We start from the raw sequence: 16,901 nt of genomic DNA on the forward strand, positions 1-16,901 counted from the left end.
GCCGCAGGGGGTGCCCGCAGCCCGTGTGCGTGGCCTGACCTGCGCCCGGCCGGTTCGGGGGCATCATGTCCCCAGGCGAAGGGAGAGCCATGCCGCAGCAGACCGACGCCTCCGAACCGCAGTGGTGGCGCCGCCTCGTGCCGGCCGTACCCGGCTGGACAGTGCTCCGGCGCTACCGACGGAGCTGGGTCCGCGGCGATCTCCTGGCCGGCATCACCGTGGCCGCGTACCTCGTCCCCCAGGTCATGGCGTACGCCAGCGTCGCGGGCCTGCCGCCGGTGGCCGGCCTGTGGGCGATCCTCCCGGCGATCCTGGTCTACGCCGTGCTCGGCTCCTCCCGGCTGCTCTCGGTCGGTCCCGAGTCCACCACCGCACTGATGACCGCCACCGCGATCGGCCCGCTCGCCGCCGGCGACAGCTCCCGGTACGCCGTCCTCGCCGCCGCTCTCGCCGTGGTCGTCGGCCTGCTGTGCGTGGTGGCCTGGGTGGCGCGGCTGGGCTTTGTCGCCGACCTCCTCTCCCGCCCGGTGCTGATCGGCTACCTGGCGGGCGTCGCACTGATCATGATGGTCGACCAGCTGACCAAGCTCACCGGCGTGGAGACCGAGGGCGAGGGCTTCTTCCCGCAGCTGGTGTCCTTCTTCGAGAACCTCTCGGACCTCCACCCGGCCACCGTGGTCTTCAGCGCCGCCGCCCTGCTCTTCCTCTTCGTCGCGGGCCGCTTCCGCGGCGTCCCCGGGCCGCTGCTCGCCCTCGTCCTCGGCACCGCCGTGGTCTCCGCCTTCGACCTGGAGGCGTACGGCATCAAGGTGATCGGCGAGATCCCGCCCGGGCTGCCCAGCCCCGAGTTCCCCAGTCTCTCCGACCTCTCCCAGCTGGTGCTGCCGGCCCTCGGCGTCCTGCTGGTCGGCTACACCGACGTGATCCTCACCGCGCGCGCCTTCGCCACCCCCGGCGACGGCAGCCGGCTGGACGCCAACCAGGAACTCCTCGCCCTCGGCGCAGCGAACGTCGGCTCGGGCGTGCTGCACGGCTTCCCGGTGAGCAGCAGCGCCAGCCGCACCGCCCTCGCCCAGTCCGCCGGCGGCCGCACCCAGGTCTACGCGCTGACCTCCGGCCTGGCGGTGGTCGCCGTCCTGGTCTTCTTCAGCTCGCTGCTCAGCCACACACCGACGGCCGTCCTCGGCGCCCTGGTCGTCTACGCCGCCGTCCGCATGATCGACCTCGCGGGCTTCCGGCAGCTGCTGTCCTTCCGCCGCGGGGAGTTCCTGCTGGCAATCGGCTGCCTGGCGGGCGTCCTCGCCCTGGACATCCTCTACGGGGTGCTCGTCGCCGTGGGCCTGTCGATCGCCGAACTGCTGACCCGGGTGGCGCGCCCGCACGACGCCGTCCTCGGCACGGTGCCGGGGCTCGCCGGCATGCACGACGTGGACGACTACCCCGAGGCCACCACCGTCCCCGGGCTGGTGGTCTACCGCTACGACTCCCCGCTGTTCTTCGCCAACGCCGAGGACTTCCGCCGCCGCGCCCTGGCCGCCGTCGACGACCAACCCCTGCCCGTCCGCTGGTTCGTCCTCAACACCGAGGCCAACGTCGAGGTCGACATCACCGCCCTGGACTCCGTCGACGCCCTGCGCCGGGAACTCGCCGACCGCGGCATCGTCTTCGCCCTGGCCCGCGTCAAGCAGGACCTCCGCGACGACCTCGACGCCTACGGCCTCACCGCCGCCGTCGGCGAGGACCGGATCTTCCCCACCCTCCCCACCGCCGTCACCGCCTACGAAGCCTGGGCCGACACCGCGCAGCCGGGTGACCCGTAGGGGCGCCCGGTCACGTCCGCGATACCGGGACGATACGGCGATCATGAAAACTCCCCAGGTGGGCGGAGGTGCGCTGATGCGCCGTCACTCCGCCGGTGGTACCCGAACACGATTCAGCACCTGGGGAAGCAATGCTCTCTGTCCGTAAAGCACTTGTCACCGCGTCCGTGGCGATGTCGGCCGTCCTCGGCGGGATCGTCGCAGCCTCCCCGGCGAACGCCGCGATCACGGTCAACACGAACAACGACTGCGATGCCCAGTGCATCACCTTCTACTTCAACACCGGCTACGCCGGCTCGCACACGACGATCCACTCCACCACCACCGGAGACGGCGAGGGCGTCTACAACCTGGCCTCGTACACCTTCCTGACCGGCGGCAACGGGCAGGGCAAGAGCCTGAAGAACAACGCGGCCTCGGCGAAGGCCCGGATCTGGGGCATCAACTCCAGCGTGACGGTCTACTACAACAGCGGCTACTCCGGCCCCTGCGACAAGTTCCACAAGGTCGAGGGCCCGGCCGCCTACCAGCTCTCGAACACGTACAACGAGAACGCGTCGGTGTACTTCCGGAACACCGTGATCAACCAGAACTGCGCCAACTTCGGCTGACCCGGGCGTGAATCCGTGGCGGCCGCGCCCTCCGCGCGGCCGCCGTGTTCCTTGTGGAGTGGTGCGGTGACTGTGGCAAGACAGGGTGCGCCGGCCGGTGCGCCACGCGCGCTCGCGCTCGTCGCGGCGGTGCTGATGGCGACGGCCTCCTGCTCGGCGGCCGAACGCGAAACCGGTGACAGGGGCGCCGGCGTACGCCCCTCGGCAGGGCGGTCCTCGGCAGCCCCCTCGCCGTCGGCGTCCCCGGGCAGGGTGTCCCTGCCCATCGAGAGGTTCACCCTCACTGCCGACGAGTCCTACGCCGTCGAGCGGGCCAAGGTCCTCCTGACCAACGAGTGCCTGCGGGGGTTCGGCCTGGACTACCGGATACCGGAGAGCCCGCCTCCGGTCGCCGAATCCTCCAGGCGCTACGGGATAGCGGACCACGAGGCGGCCCGCGCCCGCGGGTACCACCTCCCCCCGTCGACCGGTCGGACGGCCGCCGCACCCGCGAAGCCCACCGAGACGCAGGAGGCGATCCTCCTCGGGGTGACCCGCACGGGAGAGCCGCAGTCGACCAGCCCCGACGGCCGTACGATCCCGCCGGGCGGCTGCTACGGGGACGCCGAGACCCGGCTGGACGGCGGCGCGCGTCCGGAGTCCGACATCGCGGCCGCATCGGCCATCGACACGGACAGCTTCAAGCAGTCCCTGGAGGACGCCGCGGTCGTGGGCGCCTTCGGCGCGTGGTCGGCCTGCATGGAACGCCACGGCTACCGGTACCAAAACCCCCTGGCGTCCGTGGGCGATCCGGCGTTCGACACCGCGGAGCCGACGCCGCGGGAGAAGGCCGTGGCCCTCGCCGACATGGACTGCAAGACCGAGACGGGTCTGCTGAAGACCTGGGGTGCGGCCGAGTCGAAGCTCCAGACGCGCATGATCGAGGAGAAGTCCGCGGTCCTGACCCGGCTGACCGCCTTCCAGCAGCGCAAGATCGGCATCGCCCGCGAGGCCGTCGCACGCCTCGGCGGGTGACCGGCAGCCCCGGGCCGCCGCGCCGCCGCCGCTGATGTCAGTCCTGGATGTCAAAAGCCCCGGACCGGGAAGGGTCCGGGGCTTCAGCGGTGTTCACCACGGGTGGGCGCAGACGGTTTCGAACCGCCGACATCCGCCTTGTAAGGGCGGCGCTCTACCGCTGAGCTATGCGCCCGTGCCGCCGCACGCGGGGTGCCCGGGTGCACGACGAAGGCCTAGCGTACCTGGTCCGGAGGGCCGCCTGCCGCCACTGTCGGGTGCGGGTCTGCGGGAGGCTCCCGGGCGGCAGGTGCGATCGGGAAGAATGGGCCTGGATCGAGCGTACGAGCTAGCAGGGAGCGCGTGGTGAGGGTGGCCGGCGGTGGCGGCGGGCGGGGCGGCTGGTGGCGTCGGGGCGACGGGGCGCGGGCCGAGGCGGTGGCCGCCCGGGATGCGGCGCAGCAGACCTTCTACGAACTCGACTCGGCGCAGCGGGACGCCCAGCTGGCGCTGGAGACGATCCGTTCGGCGGAGAACGGTGCGGCGTCCGGCCGGGCCCAGGAGGACTTCCGGGTGCTGTCGGCGCGGATCGACCAGGTGACGGTCGGCTACCTGTCGGCGCTGGACGCGTACGACCTGGAGGACCCGGAGCTGGAGGCCGCGGCCGCGGGCCGGGCCCGCCGCCAGCTGGAGCAGGCCAAGAAGGACCTGGAGACGCAGCGGGCGGAGTTGGACGCGTTCGTGCAGCGGCTGCAGCCGCTGGTGCAGCAGGCCGAGTCGCAGCTGATCCGGGTGACGCCGGCGGTGGAGAAGGCGCGGCAGTCGCTGCTGTCGGCGACGACGGCGCTGGAGGCGGTGCGGGCGGCCGGTCTGAAGGCGGACGACCTGGCGGCGCGGCTGGCGGAGCTGGGCCCCGAGCTGACCCGGTTGAACGAGGGGGTGGCCCGGCACGGGGTGCCGGCGACGCTGCAGCGGGCGGAGGACGTGGCGCGGCGGGCCGAGGCGGTGCGCGACCAGGCCGAGCAACTGCCGCAGCGGGCCCGGGACATCGACCGCCGGGTGGGGAGTCTGCGGACGCGCGTGCAGGCCCTGGAGACGCGTGCGGGCACGGTGGAGCCGGCGCTGAGCGAACTGCGGCGCCGTTTCTCGCTGTCGTGCTGGCAGGACCTGCAGCGGGTGCCGGTGCAGACGGCGGAGGCGGGAGCGGCCGCCTCGCAGAAGCTGGACGAGGCGGCGCGGGCGAGGGACGAGCAGCGCTGGGCGGACGCGACCGGTGCGATCGGTACGGTGCGTGCGCTGCTGGAGACGGCGGAGGGGTCGGTGACGGCGGTCAACGACCGGCTGCGGCAGTTGAACGAGGTCTCGCACGACCCGCACAAGGAGATCGAGCGCACCCGGTTCGCCCTGCGGGACGCGCAGCGGCTGGCCATGACGGGCCGTCAGACTCCGGATCCGCGCCATGCGGCTCCGCTGGACGCGGCGGTGGCCCGGCTGGACCGGGCGGTGGCGGCGCTGGACGAAGCCGGCCGGCATCCCGACTACTGGCACTTCCTGACCGAGCTGGCGGCGGTGCGGGAGACTGCCGCCGAGGTGGTGTCGATGATCCGCGGGCCGCGCTGACGGGGCGCCGCGGGTGTGACCCAGGCTACATTACTGGCCGGTAACTTAGTGCTAGAGTCGCGCCCATGGCACGCAGGCGCACGCTCTCCGCAACCACCTTCCGGCGCGGCATCAACCTCTGGCCGCCCTTCCTGTTCGCCGGCATCAAGGTGCTGGCGGTCGACGACGCCTTCCGCACCGCGAAGGTCCGGCTGCGCCTGGGCCGGCTGAACCGCAACTGGGTCGGCACCCACTTCGGCGGGTCCATCTTCTCGATGACCGATCCGTTCTGGATGCTGCTGGTGATGCAGAACCTCGGTCCCGGCTACTACGTCTGGGACAGCGCCGCGGAGATCGAGTTCGTCTCCCCCGGCCGCGGCGACGTCTTCGCCGAGTTCGTCCTGACCGACGACCGGCTGGCCGAGATCCGCGAGCTGACGGCGGACGGCAGCAAGGCGCTGGTCTGGTTCGACACCGAGGTGCTGGCCTCGGACGGCTCGGTGGTCGCCCGCGTCCGCAAGCAGGTCTACGTGCGGCCCAAGCCGGAGCGGGCCGGGTCCGAGCAGGCCGGGTCCGAGCGGGCCGGGCAGGCCGAACCCGTCGGTACTGCCGTCTGAGCGGCACCCTCGGTACCCTGCCGCTATGCCTCGCTACGACTTCCGCTGCCGCTCCTGCGGAGCCACCTTCGAACTCCGCCGCACCATGGCCCAGGCCAACGACCCCGCAGTCTGCCCGGACGGCCACCCCGACACGGTGAAGCTGCTGTCCACCGTCGCCGTCACCGGCGCGGCGAGCGGCGGCGCCGCCGCAGCCCCCGCCCCGAGCGGTGGCGGCGGGTGCTGCGGCGGCGGCTGCTGCGGCTGAACCCTGACGGCGGGCCCGGTCAGGCCCGGACGGCCGCCCCGGCCCGGACGTGCTCCAGCATCCGCCGGACGATCTCCTCGCCGGCGGCGACGCCGATCTGGGTGAGCGCCGTGACGCCGGGTGCCGCCCAGCCGGTGTCGGCGAGCTCGCCGTGGCCGGGCCGCCAGCCGTGGTCGGCGGCCAGCAGCAGCTCGGCGTCGAGCAGCGAGTCGCCGGCGGTGAGCACGGTGGCGGCGCCCGTCCGCCGCTCGACCTCCGCGAGGGCCTCGCTCTTGGTGAGCGGGGCCGGCACGGCGTACACCTTGCGGCCCTGGAGGGAGACCGTCCAGCCGCGCTCGGCGCACCAGCCGGTCAGCTCCTCCAGCCAGCCCTCCGGCAGGTCGGCGCGCTCGACGACGAGGTAGGCGAAGAGGTCCTCCGCGACCCGCCGCTTGTGCGTCCACTCCGGGTCGGCGCAGATCGCCAGGTGCTCGACGACCTCGGCGAGCGGGGCGCTGGCGGCGGCCAGCCGGGCGCGGACCTCGGCGTGCCAGTCGCGGTCCGGCACGCCGTCGACCAGCACGTGGCCGCCGTTGGCGCAGATCGCGTACTTCGGGATCCAGCCGGGCACGGGGCCGGGCAGGTTGACCCGCTCGTACTGGGCGCGGGTGCGGGTGGTCGCGGGGACGAACACGGCGAGCCGGGTCAGTTCGACGAGCAGCTCCGCGGCCTGCTCGGTCATGAACGAGAGCGCGCGGCCGTCGTTGACCTCCACCGAGAGCAGCCGGGGCGCCAGCCGGTCGGGCACGTCCAGGGCGAGGGCCCGGTTGGAGTAGATCAGGGTGCGGTCGAGGTCGCTCGCGACCAGGAACTGACTCGGCTGCTGATTCGGCATCAACTTTCCTTCGTGAGAACTTCGCCGCCCTCGGCGGTGGTCACCGCCGTGCCGTCCGCACCGGTCGCCCCGCGGGTGTAGCGGGGGTGGATCAGGCCGACGCACGAGTACGGCAGGCCGTCCACCTCCTCCACCGGGACGCCGCGCTGGTCGGCGAGCAGCCTGACGTGGTCGAGGTCGGCTCCGGCACCGCGCCGGGCCAGCACTCGCCAGGGCACCCGGCGGAGCATGACGCGGGTCGTCTCGCCGACCCCCGGCTTCACCAGGTTGACGTTGTCGATGCCGTACTCGGCACTGATCCGCTCGACCGCCGCCCAGCCCTCCCAGGTGGGGGTGCGGTCCTCGCCGGCCAGCGCGTCGGCGGCGGCGAGGACCTGCGCGCGGACGGCCGGGAAGCGCGCGGCGACGGCGGTGATGAAGCCGTTGGAGACGTCGGCGCCGGCGAGGTCGCGGTAGAACTTGGCGCCGTGGAACTCGTCCGGGCCGATCAGGTCGGCGCGCAGCACGGTGCGCGAGATCAGGCCGGAGACGGTGGAGTTGAGGCAGGCGGACGGGATCAGGAAGTCGTCCCGGGTGCCGTAGGTGCGCACGCAGCGGCCGGGGTCGGCGAGCACCGCGAGGTCCGGGTCGAAGCCGGTGCCCTGCAGCGCCTCGGCGAGTTCGCGGGTGATGGCGCCCTTGCCCGTCCAGCCGTCGACGAAGACCACCGAGGCCGCGTCGTGGTGGGCGGCCAGGTGGCGCAGGGCGACGGTGTCGATGCCGCGGCCGCGGACGATGGAGACGGTGTAGTGCGGGACGTCCAGGCCGTGGGCGAAGGCCAGCCAGCGGCGGATCAGCACGCCGACCGGGGTGCCGGCACGGGCCAGCGAGGCGAGCACCAGGCCGCGGCCGCGCTCGCGCAGCAGCGTCTCGGCGACGGTGCCGACGGCCAGCGCGATCCGCTCGCCGGACGCCTCGAGCGCCTGCCGGTAGAGCTCCTGGTACTCCGGGCTGGGCTGGTACTCGATCGGCAGCGACTCGGCGTAGTGCGCGCCGCCGGACTGCACGGCCTCCTCGCGCTCCTCGGTCGGCGCCTCCAGCTCCACCCCGGACAGGTCCTTGAGCAGCCAGGTCACGTCCGCGGCCGGGTACGAGGAGAACGCGGGGCCGAACAGCGGGGCGGGCAGGGTGGTGGTCATGGTCGCCTTACGTGGGAGGTGCGCTGTCGATGGTGGGGGGCGGAGGCGTCAGCGGGATGTCTGCGGCCGGTACGCGGGGAGAACTGCGAGCACCACCTGGTCGGTGACCGCGCGCAGCTGGCGCAGCAGGGCGTCCGGGCCCTCGTGCAGGGCGGGGGTGTCGCCGGGGGTGTCGACCACCAGGACGACGGCGTCGAAGCGGCGGTCGGGGTCGGTGCCGGGCGCGACGTTGTAGGCGTACCGCTCGGTGGAGCGGTCGGCCGGGTCGTCGTGGGCGGGGAAGGCCAGCCGGGTGCGGATGGCGTAGCCCGGGTCGTCCACGGCGAGGACCGGGGAGCGGGTCGTGGTGGAGAAGCGTACGCGGTCGCCGCCGAGCCGGTCGGCGAGCGCTCCGGCGAGGCGCAGCGGCGCGTACATCAGCTCCTCGCAGCCGAGCACCAGGATGCGGCGGCGGTCGGCGAGCAGCTCGGCGAGCGGGGCGGCGAGGCCGGGCAGGGCGGCGTCGAGGCGGCGGCGGTGGTCCCTGGTGAAGCCGTGCCGGCCGCCGTCGGGCAGGTCGGCCGGCCAGTCGACGGCGGCCCGGTGGAAGGGGGCGAGCGGTCCGTCGGGGAGCGGGGCGGCGGCGGGCCGGGAGTCGACGATCTCCTGGGCGCGGGCCAGCACGTCGGCGGGCAGCCGGACGCCGCCGGTGGCGGTGGCGACCAGGTCGACGCGGGCGCCGAGTTCGGCGGCGGCCTTGTCGAGGCGCTCCCGGTCGGCGCCGGTGCGCAGGTCGACCAGGGAGACCACCACGTAGCGCTCGCGGGGGTGCGCGGCGTGCAGGGCGCGGACGGTGTTCAGCACGGTGTTGCCGGTGGAGAACTCGTCGTCGACCAGGACGAGCGGTCCGTCGCCGGCCAGCAGCGCCGGGTCCTCGGGGAGCAGCAGGTGGGAGGTGGCGTGCGAGTGCTCCTCCTCGAAGCCGCCCACGGGCTCGACGCCGTCGACCGGGCGGCGGGTGGAGTGCAGGTAGGGGGCGTCCAGGCCGTCGGCGACGCTGTGGCCGAGAGCGGTGGCGGTCTCGGCGTAGCCGAGGACGACCGCACGGGCGGCCTCCTGCTCGCCGAGGAGTTCGCGGACGCGGTGGCCGAGCTCCAGGCCGGCGCCGTGCACCACGGCGGGGTGCTGCGGCACGTGCTTGCCGAGCACGTGGGAGACCAGCAGGTGGGCGCGGCGCGGGTTGCGGCGCAGGGCGAGCCCGATCAGCTGCCGCAGCTCCGGCGAACCGGTGAGCCCGATCCCGAGCCGGTCGGTGACCCACTGGCCGGTCCAGGGCGCCGGGGCGGCGTGCTCTGCAGTCAAGGCTCCTGCTTTCGGTGGTGCAGACGTGCGGGTGTGCGGGGCGCTGCGGTCGGCGGCTCCGGCGACCGGCCCCGTACGGGGGTTCGACGTATCGACGAGGGTAGCGGGGGTCACCCGCAGAGGCAGGCGCCGAGCAGCTCGGCGAAACTGACGTCCTCGCGGGCCACGCCGAAGACCTCGGCGCGCAGCAGCACGCGCTCGGCCCAGGCCCGGTGCGGCTTCGCCTCGTTCATCTTGTTGGTGTACGCGGAGCGCAGCACGCCGCCGCCGTCGCGGCTGAGGATGTCCTGCGCGTCGGAGTACTCCTCGTGCGTGACGACGGCCAGGGCGTGCACCGCGGGCACGTGGCTGGGGTGGATGCAGGTCTTGCCGAGCAGGCCGTTGGCCCGGTCGAGCTCGATCTCGCGGATCAGCCCGTCCAGGTCGTGCTCGATGATGCGCTGCCGGACACCGTCGGCCGGCGGCTGCGCCTCCGCGAACGGGGTGCGGCGCAGCTGCGGCTTGAACATCCGCTCCTGCACCGGGAAGTACTCCCACACCGGCCCGGTCACCGTGTACCCGGTGCCGTCGGCGCGGCCGAGCACGTTGACCACGTCGCCGATGACGCCGGCCACCAGCGCCACGTCGTAGGCGGTGAGGTCGGGCGAGCGGCGCAGGCCGTACGCGGAGCAGAGGTCGGTGACGCCGAGGCGGACGGCGAGGATGCGCCCGCGGTACTTCTCCAGCAGCCGGGAGACCGCGAAGAGCTGCTCGCGGCGGGTCTCCAGGTGGGCGAGCTCGGGCGACTCCAGCACCGGCATGGCGAACAGCCGCTGCCCGGAGCTCTCCTCGGCGGCGGTGAGCGCCTCCAGGAAGGGGCCGCCGCTCTCCTCGGTGAACTTGGGGACCACGTAGCCGGCCAGCAGCCGGACGGCGGGGCCGAGCCGGCGGGTGAGGTCGGTGATCTGCGCGGCGGCGCGGACCCGCACGAACAGCAGCGGCAGGTCGGTGTCGCCGGCCTCGGCCAGCTCGCCGAGCTGCGCGACCAGGTTGGCCTCGGCGGTCGGCACCTCGTGGTCGGCGATCGCGTCCTCCAGGCAGAGCACCATGGAGACCACGCCGCGGGCGGCCTGCTTGCGGATGTCGGCGGCCAGCGTGCTGCGGGTCGCCGGGCTGTAGAGCGTCGCGCCGAGCGCCGTGGACAGCACCTCGGCGTCGCTGTGCAGGTCGAAGGCGACCGGCTGGTGCAGGAAGAGCCGGTCGCGGACGTCGTCGGCGAGGTGGCCGAAGTGGCGCAAACTGCTCTCCCTGGAAATCGTGGTGGCGGCCCGGTCGCCGGGCGGGACCGCTGACGTCCCGACAACAGGGACGAACGGCGGGGCCCGATGGTTTCGCGGGGTGGGGCGGCGCGGTCGCCCTCGTGCCCGTGCGGAGGCGTTCGCCGAGGTGGGTGGTGTACCGGGAGCCGTTGGCCGCTAATCGTACGGTCCTTCAGGACTTTGCAAAGACCTGAAACATCGAATTCTCGGAAGGTTACCCGCGGCGACACAAAACCCCCCTCCCGCCTGTAGCGGCCCGCATTGTCCGCGGAGGGCAGGGCCGGGCAGGATGAGGGCATGACGCACGTGATGGCGAAGGGCGCCAACATCCCGCTGACGGCGACGGCCGTCCGCGCCGTGCTGCGCTGGACGGCGACGCCCGGCGCACCCGACGTGGACGTCTCCGCGCTGCTGGTCGCCGCCGACGGCAGGGTCCGTTCGGATGCCGACTTCGTCTTCTACAACCAGCCGAGGCACCCCTCGGGCCTGGTGCGCCACCTGCCGAAGCAGCAGTCCGGCGGCGGGGAGGACGTGTCCGACGCGGTCGAGATCGACCTCGGCCGGCTCTCCGAGGACGTCGAGCGGGTGGTGCTGGCGGGCTCCTCCGAGGAGGGGTCCTTCCCGTCGGTGCCGCGGCTGCGGGTGCTGGTCTTCGACGTCGGCGCCGGGGAGGCGGCCGCCCCGGTCGCCGAGTTCCCGGTGACCGACAGCGGGGACGTCACCGCGCTGGTCGCCGGCGAGTTCTACCGGCGCGCGGGAGGCTGGAAGTTCCGCGCCGTCGGCCAGGGCTACGCCAGCGGCCTCAGCGGTCTGGCGACCGACTACGGCATCGCGGTCGAGGACGGCGGGGACGTGTCCGACGCCCTGCCGGCCGACGCGGCGCCCGCCGATGCGGTGCCCGCCGCCGGGACGGCCGAGCCGGAGCCCGCCGCACCGACCGCCGACCTGCCGGAGGAGCCGGACATCTACACCCTGGCCCCGGCCGCACCCGCAGCCGCCCCGCTGCCGCCGCCGCCCAGCACCCCGCCGACCGTCGGCACCCCGGCCACCGCCCCGCCCCCGGCCGGGTACGGCTACCCGCAGCCCGCCGCCGCGCAGGCCGGCGGTTACGGCTACCCCCAGCCCCCGCAGCAGCCCGCCGGGTACGGCTACCCCCAGCAGCAGGCCTCGGCCCCCGGCTACGGCTACCCGCAGCAGCCGCCGGCACCCCAGCCCCAGCCGCAGCCCCAGCCGACCGGGGCACCCGGGTTCGCCCTCCCCCCGCAGGGCCCGCAGTTCCAGCCCCGCTGACGCAGTGACCCCAGGGCTTGTCTGACGATTACCGCCGCGCGCTGATGCGACGCGAATCGTCAGACAGGCCCGGGGGGGCGCGGGGAACGCGGATTGCGCCGCTCCCCGCTCCCCGTGCCCCCACACGGTCAGGCCGCCGGCCCCGAGGGGCGCTTGTAACCGCGCTGCCACTGCATCCCGAAGCCGTACAGCCGGTCCAGATCCGACTGGAAACCGTGCACGTAGCGCACCTCGCGGCGGACGGTCAGCTGCCCGTCGCCGGAGTTCTCGATCAGCACCACCGCGCAGGAGCGGGCCGCCGGCGCCCGTTCGTCCAGCTTGATCTCGATCCGCGGGCCGCTCTGCGGCACGATCGTCACCGTGGCGTGGGCGTGGCCGAAGGCCGGGGTGTCGTCGTAGATGTAGACGAAGATCAGCAGCCGCCGGAACTGGTCCTTCTTCTCCAGGTTGATGTACATGGTCTCGCCGGACGGCGCACCGTAGACGTCGTCGCCGCTGAGCTTGATGTACGGCGGCCGGGTGAGGTCGCCGAACAGGCCGCCCAGCGGCTGGACCACCCCGCGGGTGCCGTCCGTGAGTTCGTACAGGCAGGCCAGGTCGAGGTCGACGCTGACCGGCGCCCGGTCCTGCGACTGGGGCGCCATCGGCCGCAGGTTCCGCAGGTCGAACAGTTTGCGCAGACCTCCTCCGCCGCCCGGGCGATCGGCCGAACGGGTGGTCCAGTGCAGGTTCACGTAGAGGTATCCGGTGGTCGCAGCCGCACCTGTCAGCGCGTGCGACGGCTGGGACTTGGTGAGTGTGACCTTGAACTGTCCCCCTGAGTCGACACCGCTGCGGTCTCCCTTCAGGAACTCCCACACCGAGACCATGGCGTCCGTCCTCCCCCTCCCCCGGCCCTCCGGCCGGTGGTCGCCCTCCGCAATCGTCGTACTCCGTATCGTCCCATCAGAGCCATACCCCGGCATCGACGATGAGCCACCGTCAGACCCCCGCCTGGCGGTGGATCGCCGCCTCCCGTACGATGCCGGGCCACCGGACGCGATATCGTCGGTGCCGCACAGGAGTCCCCGTCGTCTCGTGCGGTGGCGTCCGCGACGCTTCGTCAGGACCTCGACCCGCGCGGGCCATCCCCTGTGCCCGACCGCGTTCCATCCCCCTGTACTGCGGAATTCGAGGCCCAACCCACGATGAACCTCTCCTCCATACAGCTGGTCTGGGCCGTCATCGGCGGCGCTGCCCTGCTGTTCACCGCCATCCTCGTGGCCGTGCTGCGCGTCAAGAACAACAAGGTCGACGAGAACACCGACTCCTGGGAGCGCAGCGAAGAGCGCCGCCGCCGCAAGGAGGCGGTCTACGGCGGCGCCTCCTACGTGCTGCTGTTCTGCTGCGCCGGCGTGGCGGCCGCGCTGTCCTTCCACGGCCTGGTGGGCTTCGGCCAGCAGAACCTCGGCCTGTCCGGCGGCTGGGAGTACCTCGTGCCGTTCGGCCTGGACGGTGCGGCGATGTTCTGCTCGGTGCTCGCGGTGCGCGAGGCCAGCCACGGTGACGCGGCACTCGGCTCGCGCCTGCTGGTGTGGCTGTTCGCGGTCGCCTCGGCGTGGTTCAACTGGGTGCACGCCCCGCGCGGAGGCTCGCACGACGGCGCACCGGAGTTCTTCGCCGGCATGTCCATCTCGGCGGCGGTGCTGTTCGACCGGGCGCTGAAGCAGACCCGCCGGGCGGCGCTGCGCGAGCAGGGCCTGATCCCGCGGCCGCTGCCGCAGATCCGCATCGTCCGCTGGCTGCGCGCGCCCCGCGAGACCTACGCGGCCTGGTCGCTGATGCTGCTGGAGAACGTGCGCAGCCTCGACGAGGCGGTCGAGGAGGTCCGCGAGGACCGCCAGGCGAAGCAGGAGGCGAAGCTGCGGGCCCGCTCGGCGGACCGCCGGGAGCGCGCCGAGCTGAAGGCGATCGCCCGCTCGCAGGGCGGCATGCTGTCCCGGGCCCGCGGCGGCCGGCAGGTCCCGGCGCTGACCGCGGCCGGCTCGGCCGACTCCTCCGCTACGGAGCCTGCTCTAGCCGACGAGGACCCGATGGCCAAGGTCGGCCCCTCCGCCCTGGAGCCCGCCGCCCTCACCGCCGGCCGGCGCCCCCGCGCCGCGGTCGGCAGCTCGTCCAGCATCGACCTGACCCTGGACGAGGACACCCTGGCGATGCCGAAGCTGGACTCGCTGGAGCGCAAGCTCCGCGCGATCGAGCAGCAGCTCGGCTGACCCGTTCCACCGCGAAGGGCCCCGCACACACCGTGTGCGGGGCCCTTCGGTCTGCCGGGCCGGCCTGGCGGCCGGTCGGCGGGGTCAGACGGAGGTGGTCTCCGGGGCGGGCGACTCCAGCGCCTGCTCGCGCTTGTTGCGGACCACCGAGGAGGCCAGCGCGGCACCGATGAAGCCGACGCCGATCAGGCCGGTGACGATCTCCGGGATGTGGTACTCGATCGAGGCCAGCAGGATGATCGCCAGCGCGCCGATCGCGTAGTGGGCGCCGTGCTCCAGGTAGACGTAGTCGTCCAGGGTGCCCTTGCGGACGAGGAAGACGGTCAGCGACCGGATGTACATGGCGCCGATGCCCAGACCCAGGGTGATCATGAAGATGTCCTGGGAGATGGCGAACGCGCCGACCACACCGTCGAAGGAGAACGAGGCGTCCAGGACCTCCAGGTAGAGGAAGAGGAAGAACGCGGCCTTGCCGCCGACCTGGACGATCGACTTGCCGGTCTTCTCGGCCTCCTCCTCGGCCTCCTCCTGCGCCTCCAGGCCGTGCTCGAAGACGCTGGAGAGGCCGTTGACGGCGAGGTAGGTGGCGAGGCCCATCAGGCCGGCCAGCAGCACGGTCTCGGCGTGCTCGCCCGCGAAGAGGCGGGCGGAGACGGCGAGGACGACGAGCGCGATGACCGAGGAGAGGGCGTCCAGCTTGCCGATCTTCTCCAGCGGCTTCTCCAGCCAGCGCAGCCAGTTGAAGTCCTTCTCCTCGAAGATGAAGTCGAGGAAGATCATCAGCAGGAAGATGCCACCGAACGCGGCGATGGCCGGGTTGGCCGCCTCCAGGTAGTCGGCGTAGGTCTGGCCGTTGTAGGTCTTGCTGGAGTCGAGGGCGAGCTCGATCACCGTGCCGGGGGTCAGGTGGGCCGTCAGGCCGACCACCAGCAGCGGGAAGATCAGGCGCATGCCGAAGACCGCGATCAGCACGCCGACCGTCAGGAAGATCTTCTGCCAGAAGGGGTTCATCCGCTTCAGGACGGTGGCGTTGACGACGGCATTGTCGAACGAGAGGGAGATCTCGAGGATCGAGAGGATCAGCACGACGCCGAACCCTTCGGCCCCCCAGATCAGGCCGGCGGCGATCAGGCCGGCGATCGTGATGGCGAAGGACCATCCGAATGTGCGGAGGAACACGGGGTCAGTTACCTTTCGAATTCATGTCCACGGGCGACTTTTCGGCGGCGGACTTTACTGGACGTTTACTCCGAAATCCAGGGCGATGCCGCGCAGGCCCGAGGCGTAGCCCTGGCCGACCGCGCGGAACTTCCACTCGCCCTGGTACCGGTACAGCTCGCCGAAGATCATCGCGGTCTCCGTGGAGGCGTCCTCGGTGAGGTCGTACCGGGCGATCTCCCGGCCGTCCGTCAGGTTGACCACGCGGATGTAGGCGTTGGACACCTGCCCGAAGTTCTGCAGGCGGGCGTCGGCGTCGTAGATCGACACGGCGAAGACGACCTTGTCGACGTGGACGGGCACCAGGTCGAGGTTGACCTGGACGACCTCGTCGTCGCCGTCGCCGTCGCCGGTGAGGTTGTCGCCCTGGTGCTCGACCGAGCCCTCGGGGCTGCGCAGGTTGTTGTAGAAGATGAAGTACTCGTCGCCGAGCACCCGCCCGCCCGAGCACAGCAGGGCGCTGGCGTCCAGGTCGAACGGTGCGCCGGTGGTCGAACGGGCGTCCCAGCCCAGTCCGATCTGCACCTGCGTCAGGTTGGGCGCGGCCTTGGTCAGCGAGACGTTGCCGCCCTTGGCCAGCGTGACTGTCATCTGTGGTTCCTCCCAGTCCCCCCGTCCCCGGGGCTCCCTCGATGCCGGGCCGGCTCCGGCCCCGCGGCCGGCACGACGGGACGTACCCCAGAACTACGCCCCCGCACCGCCGCGCGATCCCGCACGCCGACCTGAACTTCCTGAACTACCCGCCCGCACCGCCGCGGACAGGCAGCGGCCGGGGCCGGTACGGGAGTGCACCCGTACCGGCCCCGGCCAAGAGTATGCAACCGCCTCCGCGGTCAGACGTTCACGCCGAAGTCCTGCGCGATGCCGCGCAGGCCCGAGGCGTAGCCCTGGCCGATGGCGCGGAACTTCCACTCCGCACCGTTGCGGTAGAGCTCGCCGAAGACCATGGCGGTCTCGGTGGAGGCGTCCTCGGAGAGGTCGTACCGGGCGATCTCGGCGCCGCCGGCCTGGTTGATCACGCGGATGAAGGCGTTGCGGACCTGGCCGAAGTTCTGCTGGCGGTTGTCGGCGTCGTAGATCGAGACCGGGAAGACGATCTTGGCGACCTCGGCCGGGACACCGGCCAGGTTGACCTTGATCTGCTCGTCGTCGCCCTCGCCCTCACCGGTGAGGTTGTCACCGGTGTGCTCGACCGAGCCGTCCTGGCTGGTCAGGTTGTTGAAGAAGACGAAGTCGGCATCGGATCGGACCTTGCCCTGGTCGGTGCAGAGCATGGCGCTGGCGTCCAGGTCGAAATCGGTGCCGGTGGTGGTGCGGACGTCCCAGCCGAGGCCGACGATGACGGCCGTCAGGCCCGGGGCCTCCTTGGTGAGGGAGACGTTGCCGCCCTTGCTCAGGCTGACACCCACTAGTCCTCCAAAGGTGCGGGAGGCACGTGCCGGTGCCCCCGGTGGTGCGGGACCGGGTGCCGCTGCACGGGCACCCGTCCTGCCAACGGCCCGATCGTAGTGCCGGGTTCCCCGTCGGTCACCGATAACGACCGGCGCGCCCGGACATCCGTCC

14 protein-coding genes, 1 tRNA gene and 1 pseudogene are annotated in these 16,901 nt (G+C 72.6%); 8 read left to right on the forward strand and 8 right to left on the reverse strand.

From position 1 onward, the window contains the following. Positions 1–89 precede the first annotated feature (89 nt). The 3 genes from ACQ614_RS11380 (at position 90) to ACQ614_RS11390 (ending at position 3,445) form a co-directional block, all read left to right on the forward strand. Complete coding sequence (locus tag ACQ614_RS11380) at positions 90–1,820, forward strand: SulP family inorganic anion transporter (protein WP_431678371.1); 1,731 nt, start codon at positions 90–92, stop codon at positions 1,818–1,820. 131 nt (positions 1,821–1,951) lie between these two features. After that, on the forward strand, positions 1,952–2,431 hold the full coding sequence (locus ACQ614_RS11385) for a peptidase inhibitor family I36 protein (protein WP_431678372.1): 480 nt from the start codon (positions 1,952–1,954) through the stop codon (positions 2,429–2,431). Between the two features lie 252 nt (positions 2,432–2,683). Further along, positions 2,684–3,445, forward strand: coding sequence for a hypothetical protein (locus ACQ614_RS11390; RefSeq protein ID WP_431678373.1), 762 nt, complete (start codon positions 2,684–2,686; stop codon positions 3,443–3,445). A 103-nt stretch (positions 3,446–3,548) separates the two neighbouring features. On the opposite strand, the gene ACQ614_RS11395 is transcribed toward ACQ614_RS11390, so the two are convergent. Then, positions 3,549–3,620, reverse strand: a tRNA-Val gene (locus tag ACQ614_RS11395). Positions 3,621–3,790: 170 nt separating this feature from the next. Between ACQ614_RS11395 and ACQ614_RS11400 the strand changes: the two genes are divergently transcribed. The 3 genes from ACQ614_RS11400 (at position 3,791) to ACQ614_RS11410 (ending at position 5,887) form a co-directional block, all read left to right on the forward strand. Then, positions 3,791–5,044: a hypothetical protein gene (locus ACQ614_RS11400; RefSeq protein ID WP_431678374.1), complete on the forward strand. Its 1,254-nt coding sequence runs from the start codon at positions 3,791–3,793 to the stop codon at positions 5,042–5,044. A gap of 65 nt (positions 5,045–5,109) precedes the next feature. Continuing rightward, positions 5,110–5,640, forward strand: a complete 531-nt coding sequence (locus ACQ614_RS11405) for a DUF4442 domain-containing protein (protein WP_431678376.1) — start codon at positions 5,110–5,112, stop codon at positions 5,638–5,640. Positions 5,641–5,665: 25 nt separating this feature from the next. After that, positions 5,666–5,887 (forward strand): FmdB family zinc ribbon protein, encoded by a 222-nt coding sequence (locus ACQ614_RS11410; RefSeq protein ID WP_431678377.1) that lies wholly within the window; start codon positions 5,666–5,668, stop codon positions 5,885–5,887. Positions 5,888–5,906: 19 nt separating this feature from the next. On the opposite strand, the gene ACQ614_RS11415 is transcribed toward ACQ614_RS11410, so the two are convergent. The 3 genes and pseudogenes from ACQ614_RS11415 to ACQ614_RS11425 all read right to left on the reverse strand — a co-directional run bounded on the left by ACQ614_RS11415 (position 5,907) and on the right by ACQ614_RS11425 (position 10,557). Next, positions 5,907–6,761, reverse strand: coding sequence for an HAD family hydrolase (locus ACQ614_RS11415; RefSeq protein ID WP_363489952.1), 855 nt, complete (start codon positions 6,759–6,761; stop codon positions 5,907–5,909). Beyond that, positions 6,761–9,280 (reverse strand): annotated as a pseudogene (locus tag ACQ614_RS11420) (phosphoribosyltransferase). The gene ACQ614_RS11415 and the pseudogene ACQ614_RS11420 overlap by 1 nt, the downstream one beginning before the upstream one ends. 110 nt (positions 9,281–9,390) lie before the next feature. Continuing rightward, positions 9,391–10,557 (reverse strand): HpcH/HpaI aldolase/citrate lyase family protein, encoded by a 1,167-nt coding sequence (locus tag ACQ614_RS11425; RefSeq protein WP_431678379.1) that lies wholly within the window; start codon positions 10,555–10,557, stop codon positions 9,391–9,393. Between the two features lie 318 nt (positions 10,558–10,875). On the opposite strand from ACQ614_RS11425, the gene ACQ614_RS11430 reads away from it, so the two are divergent. Continuing rightward, positions 10,876–11,868 (forward strand): TerD family protein, encoded by a 993-nt coding sequence (locus tag ACQ614_RS11430; protein WP_431678380.1) that lies wholly within the window; start codon positions 10,876–10,878, stop codon positions 11,866–11,868. A gap of 128 nt (positions 11,869–11,996) precedes the next feature. Here the strand turns inward: ACQ614_RS11430 and ACQ614_RS11435 are convergent, their stop codons facing one another. After that, complete coding sequence (locus ACQ614_RS11435; RefSeq protein ID WP_431678381.1) at positions 11,997–12,737, reverse strand: TerD family protein; 741 nt, start codon at positions 12,735–12,737, stop codon at positions 11,997–11,999. A gap of 318 nt (positions 12,738–13,055) precedes the next feature. Between ACQ614_RS11435 and ACQ614_RS11440 the strand changes: the two genes are divergently transcribed. Next, complete coding sequence (locus tag ACQ614_RS11440; protein ID WP_431678382.1) at positions 13,056–14,120, forward strand: DUF2637 domain-containing protein; 1,065 nt, start codon at positions 13,056–13,058, stop codon at positions 14,118–14,120. An 84-nt stretch (positions 14,121–14,204) separates the two neighbouring features. Here the strand turns inward: ACQ614_RS11440 and ACQ614_RS11445 are convergent, their stop codons facing one another. The 3 genes from ACQ614_RS11445 to ACQ614_RS11455 all read right to left on the reverse strand — a co-directional run bounded on the left by ACQ614_RS11445 (position 14,205) and on the right by ACQ614_RS11455 (position 16,747). Then, positions 14,205–15,299 carry a DUF475 domain-containing protein gene (locus ACQ614_RS11445; protein WP_431678383.1) on the reverse strand — a complete coding sequence of 365 codons (1,095 nt, stop codon included), beginning with the start codon at positions 15,297–15,299 and terminating at the stop codon, positions 14,205–14,207. A 54-nt stretch (positions 15,300–15,353) separates the two neighbouring features. Further along, positions 15,354–15,929, reverse strand: coding sequence for a TerD family protein (locus ACQ614_RS11450; protein ID WP_363489940.1), 576 nt, complete (start codon positions 15,927–15,929; stop codon positions 15,354–15,356). A 242-nt stretch (positions 15,930–16,171) separates the two neighbouring features. Continuing rightward, the gene (locus ACQ614_RS11455) at positions 16,172–16,747 is read right to left on the reverse strand and encodes a TerD family protein (protein WP_363489938.1); all 576 of its coding nucleotides are present in this window, start codon (positions 16,745–16,747) and stop codon (positions 16,172–16,174) included. Between the last annotated feature and the right edge of the window lie 154 nt (positions 16,748–16,901).

The sequence above is a fragment of the Kitasatospora dryopteridis genome, assembly GCF_050749075.1.
Classification (GTDB): domain Bacteria; phylum Actinomycetota; class Actinomycetes; order Streptomycetales; family Streptomycetaceae; genus Kitasatospora.

What these genes read in the sequence shown, in the direction of transcription:
- ACQ614_RS11380 (WP_431678371.1), top strand. Translation starts at nt 90, where the DNA reads ATGCCGCAGCAGACCGACGCCTCCGAACCGCAGTGGTGGCGCCGCCTC.
- ACQ614_RS11385 (WP_431678372.1), top strand. Translation starts at nt 1,952, where the DNA reads ATGCTCTCTGTCCGTAAAGCACTTGTCACCGCGTCCGTGGCGATGTCG.
- ACQ614_RS11405 (WP_431678376.1), top strand. Translation starts at nt 5,110, where the DNA reads ATGGCACGCAGGCGCACGCTCTCCGCAACCACCTTCCGGCGCGGCATC.
- ACQ614_RS11410 (WP_431678377.1), top strand. Translation starts at nt 5,666, where the DNA reads ATGCCTCGCTACGACTTCCGCTGCCGCTCCTGCGGAGCCACCTTCGAA.
- ACQ614_RS11415 (WP_363489952.1), bottom strand. Translation starts at nt 6,761, where the DNA reads ATGCCGAATCAGCAGCCGAGTCAGTTCCTGGTCGCGAGCGACCTCGAC.
- ACQ614_RS11430 (WP_431678380.1), top strand. Translation starts at nt 10,876, where the DNA reads ATGACGCACGTGATGGCGAAGGGCGCCAACATCCCGCTGACGGCGACG.
- ACQ614_RS11435 (WP_431678381.1), bottom strand. Translation starts at nt 12,737, where the DNA reads ATGGTCTCGGTGTGGGAGTTCCTGAAGGGAGACCGCAGCGGTGTCGAC.
- ACQ614_RS11440 (WP_431678382.1), top strand. Translation starts at nt 13,056, where the DNA reads ATGAACCTCTCCTCCATACAGCTGGTCTGGGCCGTCATCGGCGGCGCT.
- ACQ614_RS11450 (WP_363489940.1), bottom strand. Translation starts at nt 15,929, where the DNA reads ATGACAGTCACGCTGGCCAAGGGCGGCAACGTCTCGCTGACCAAGGCC.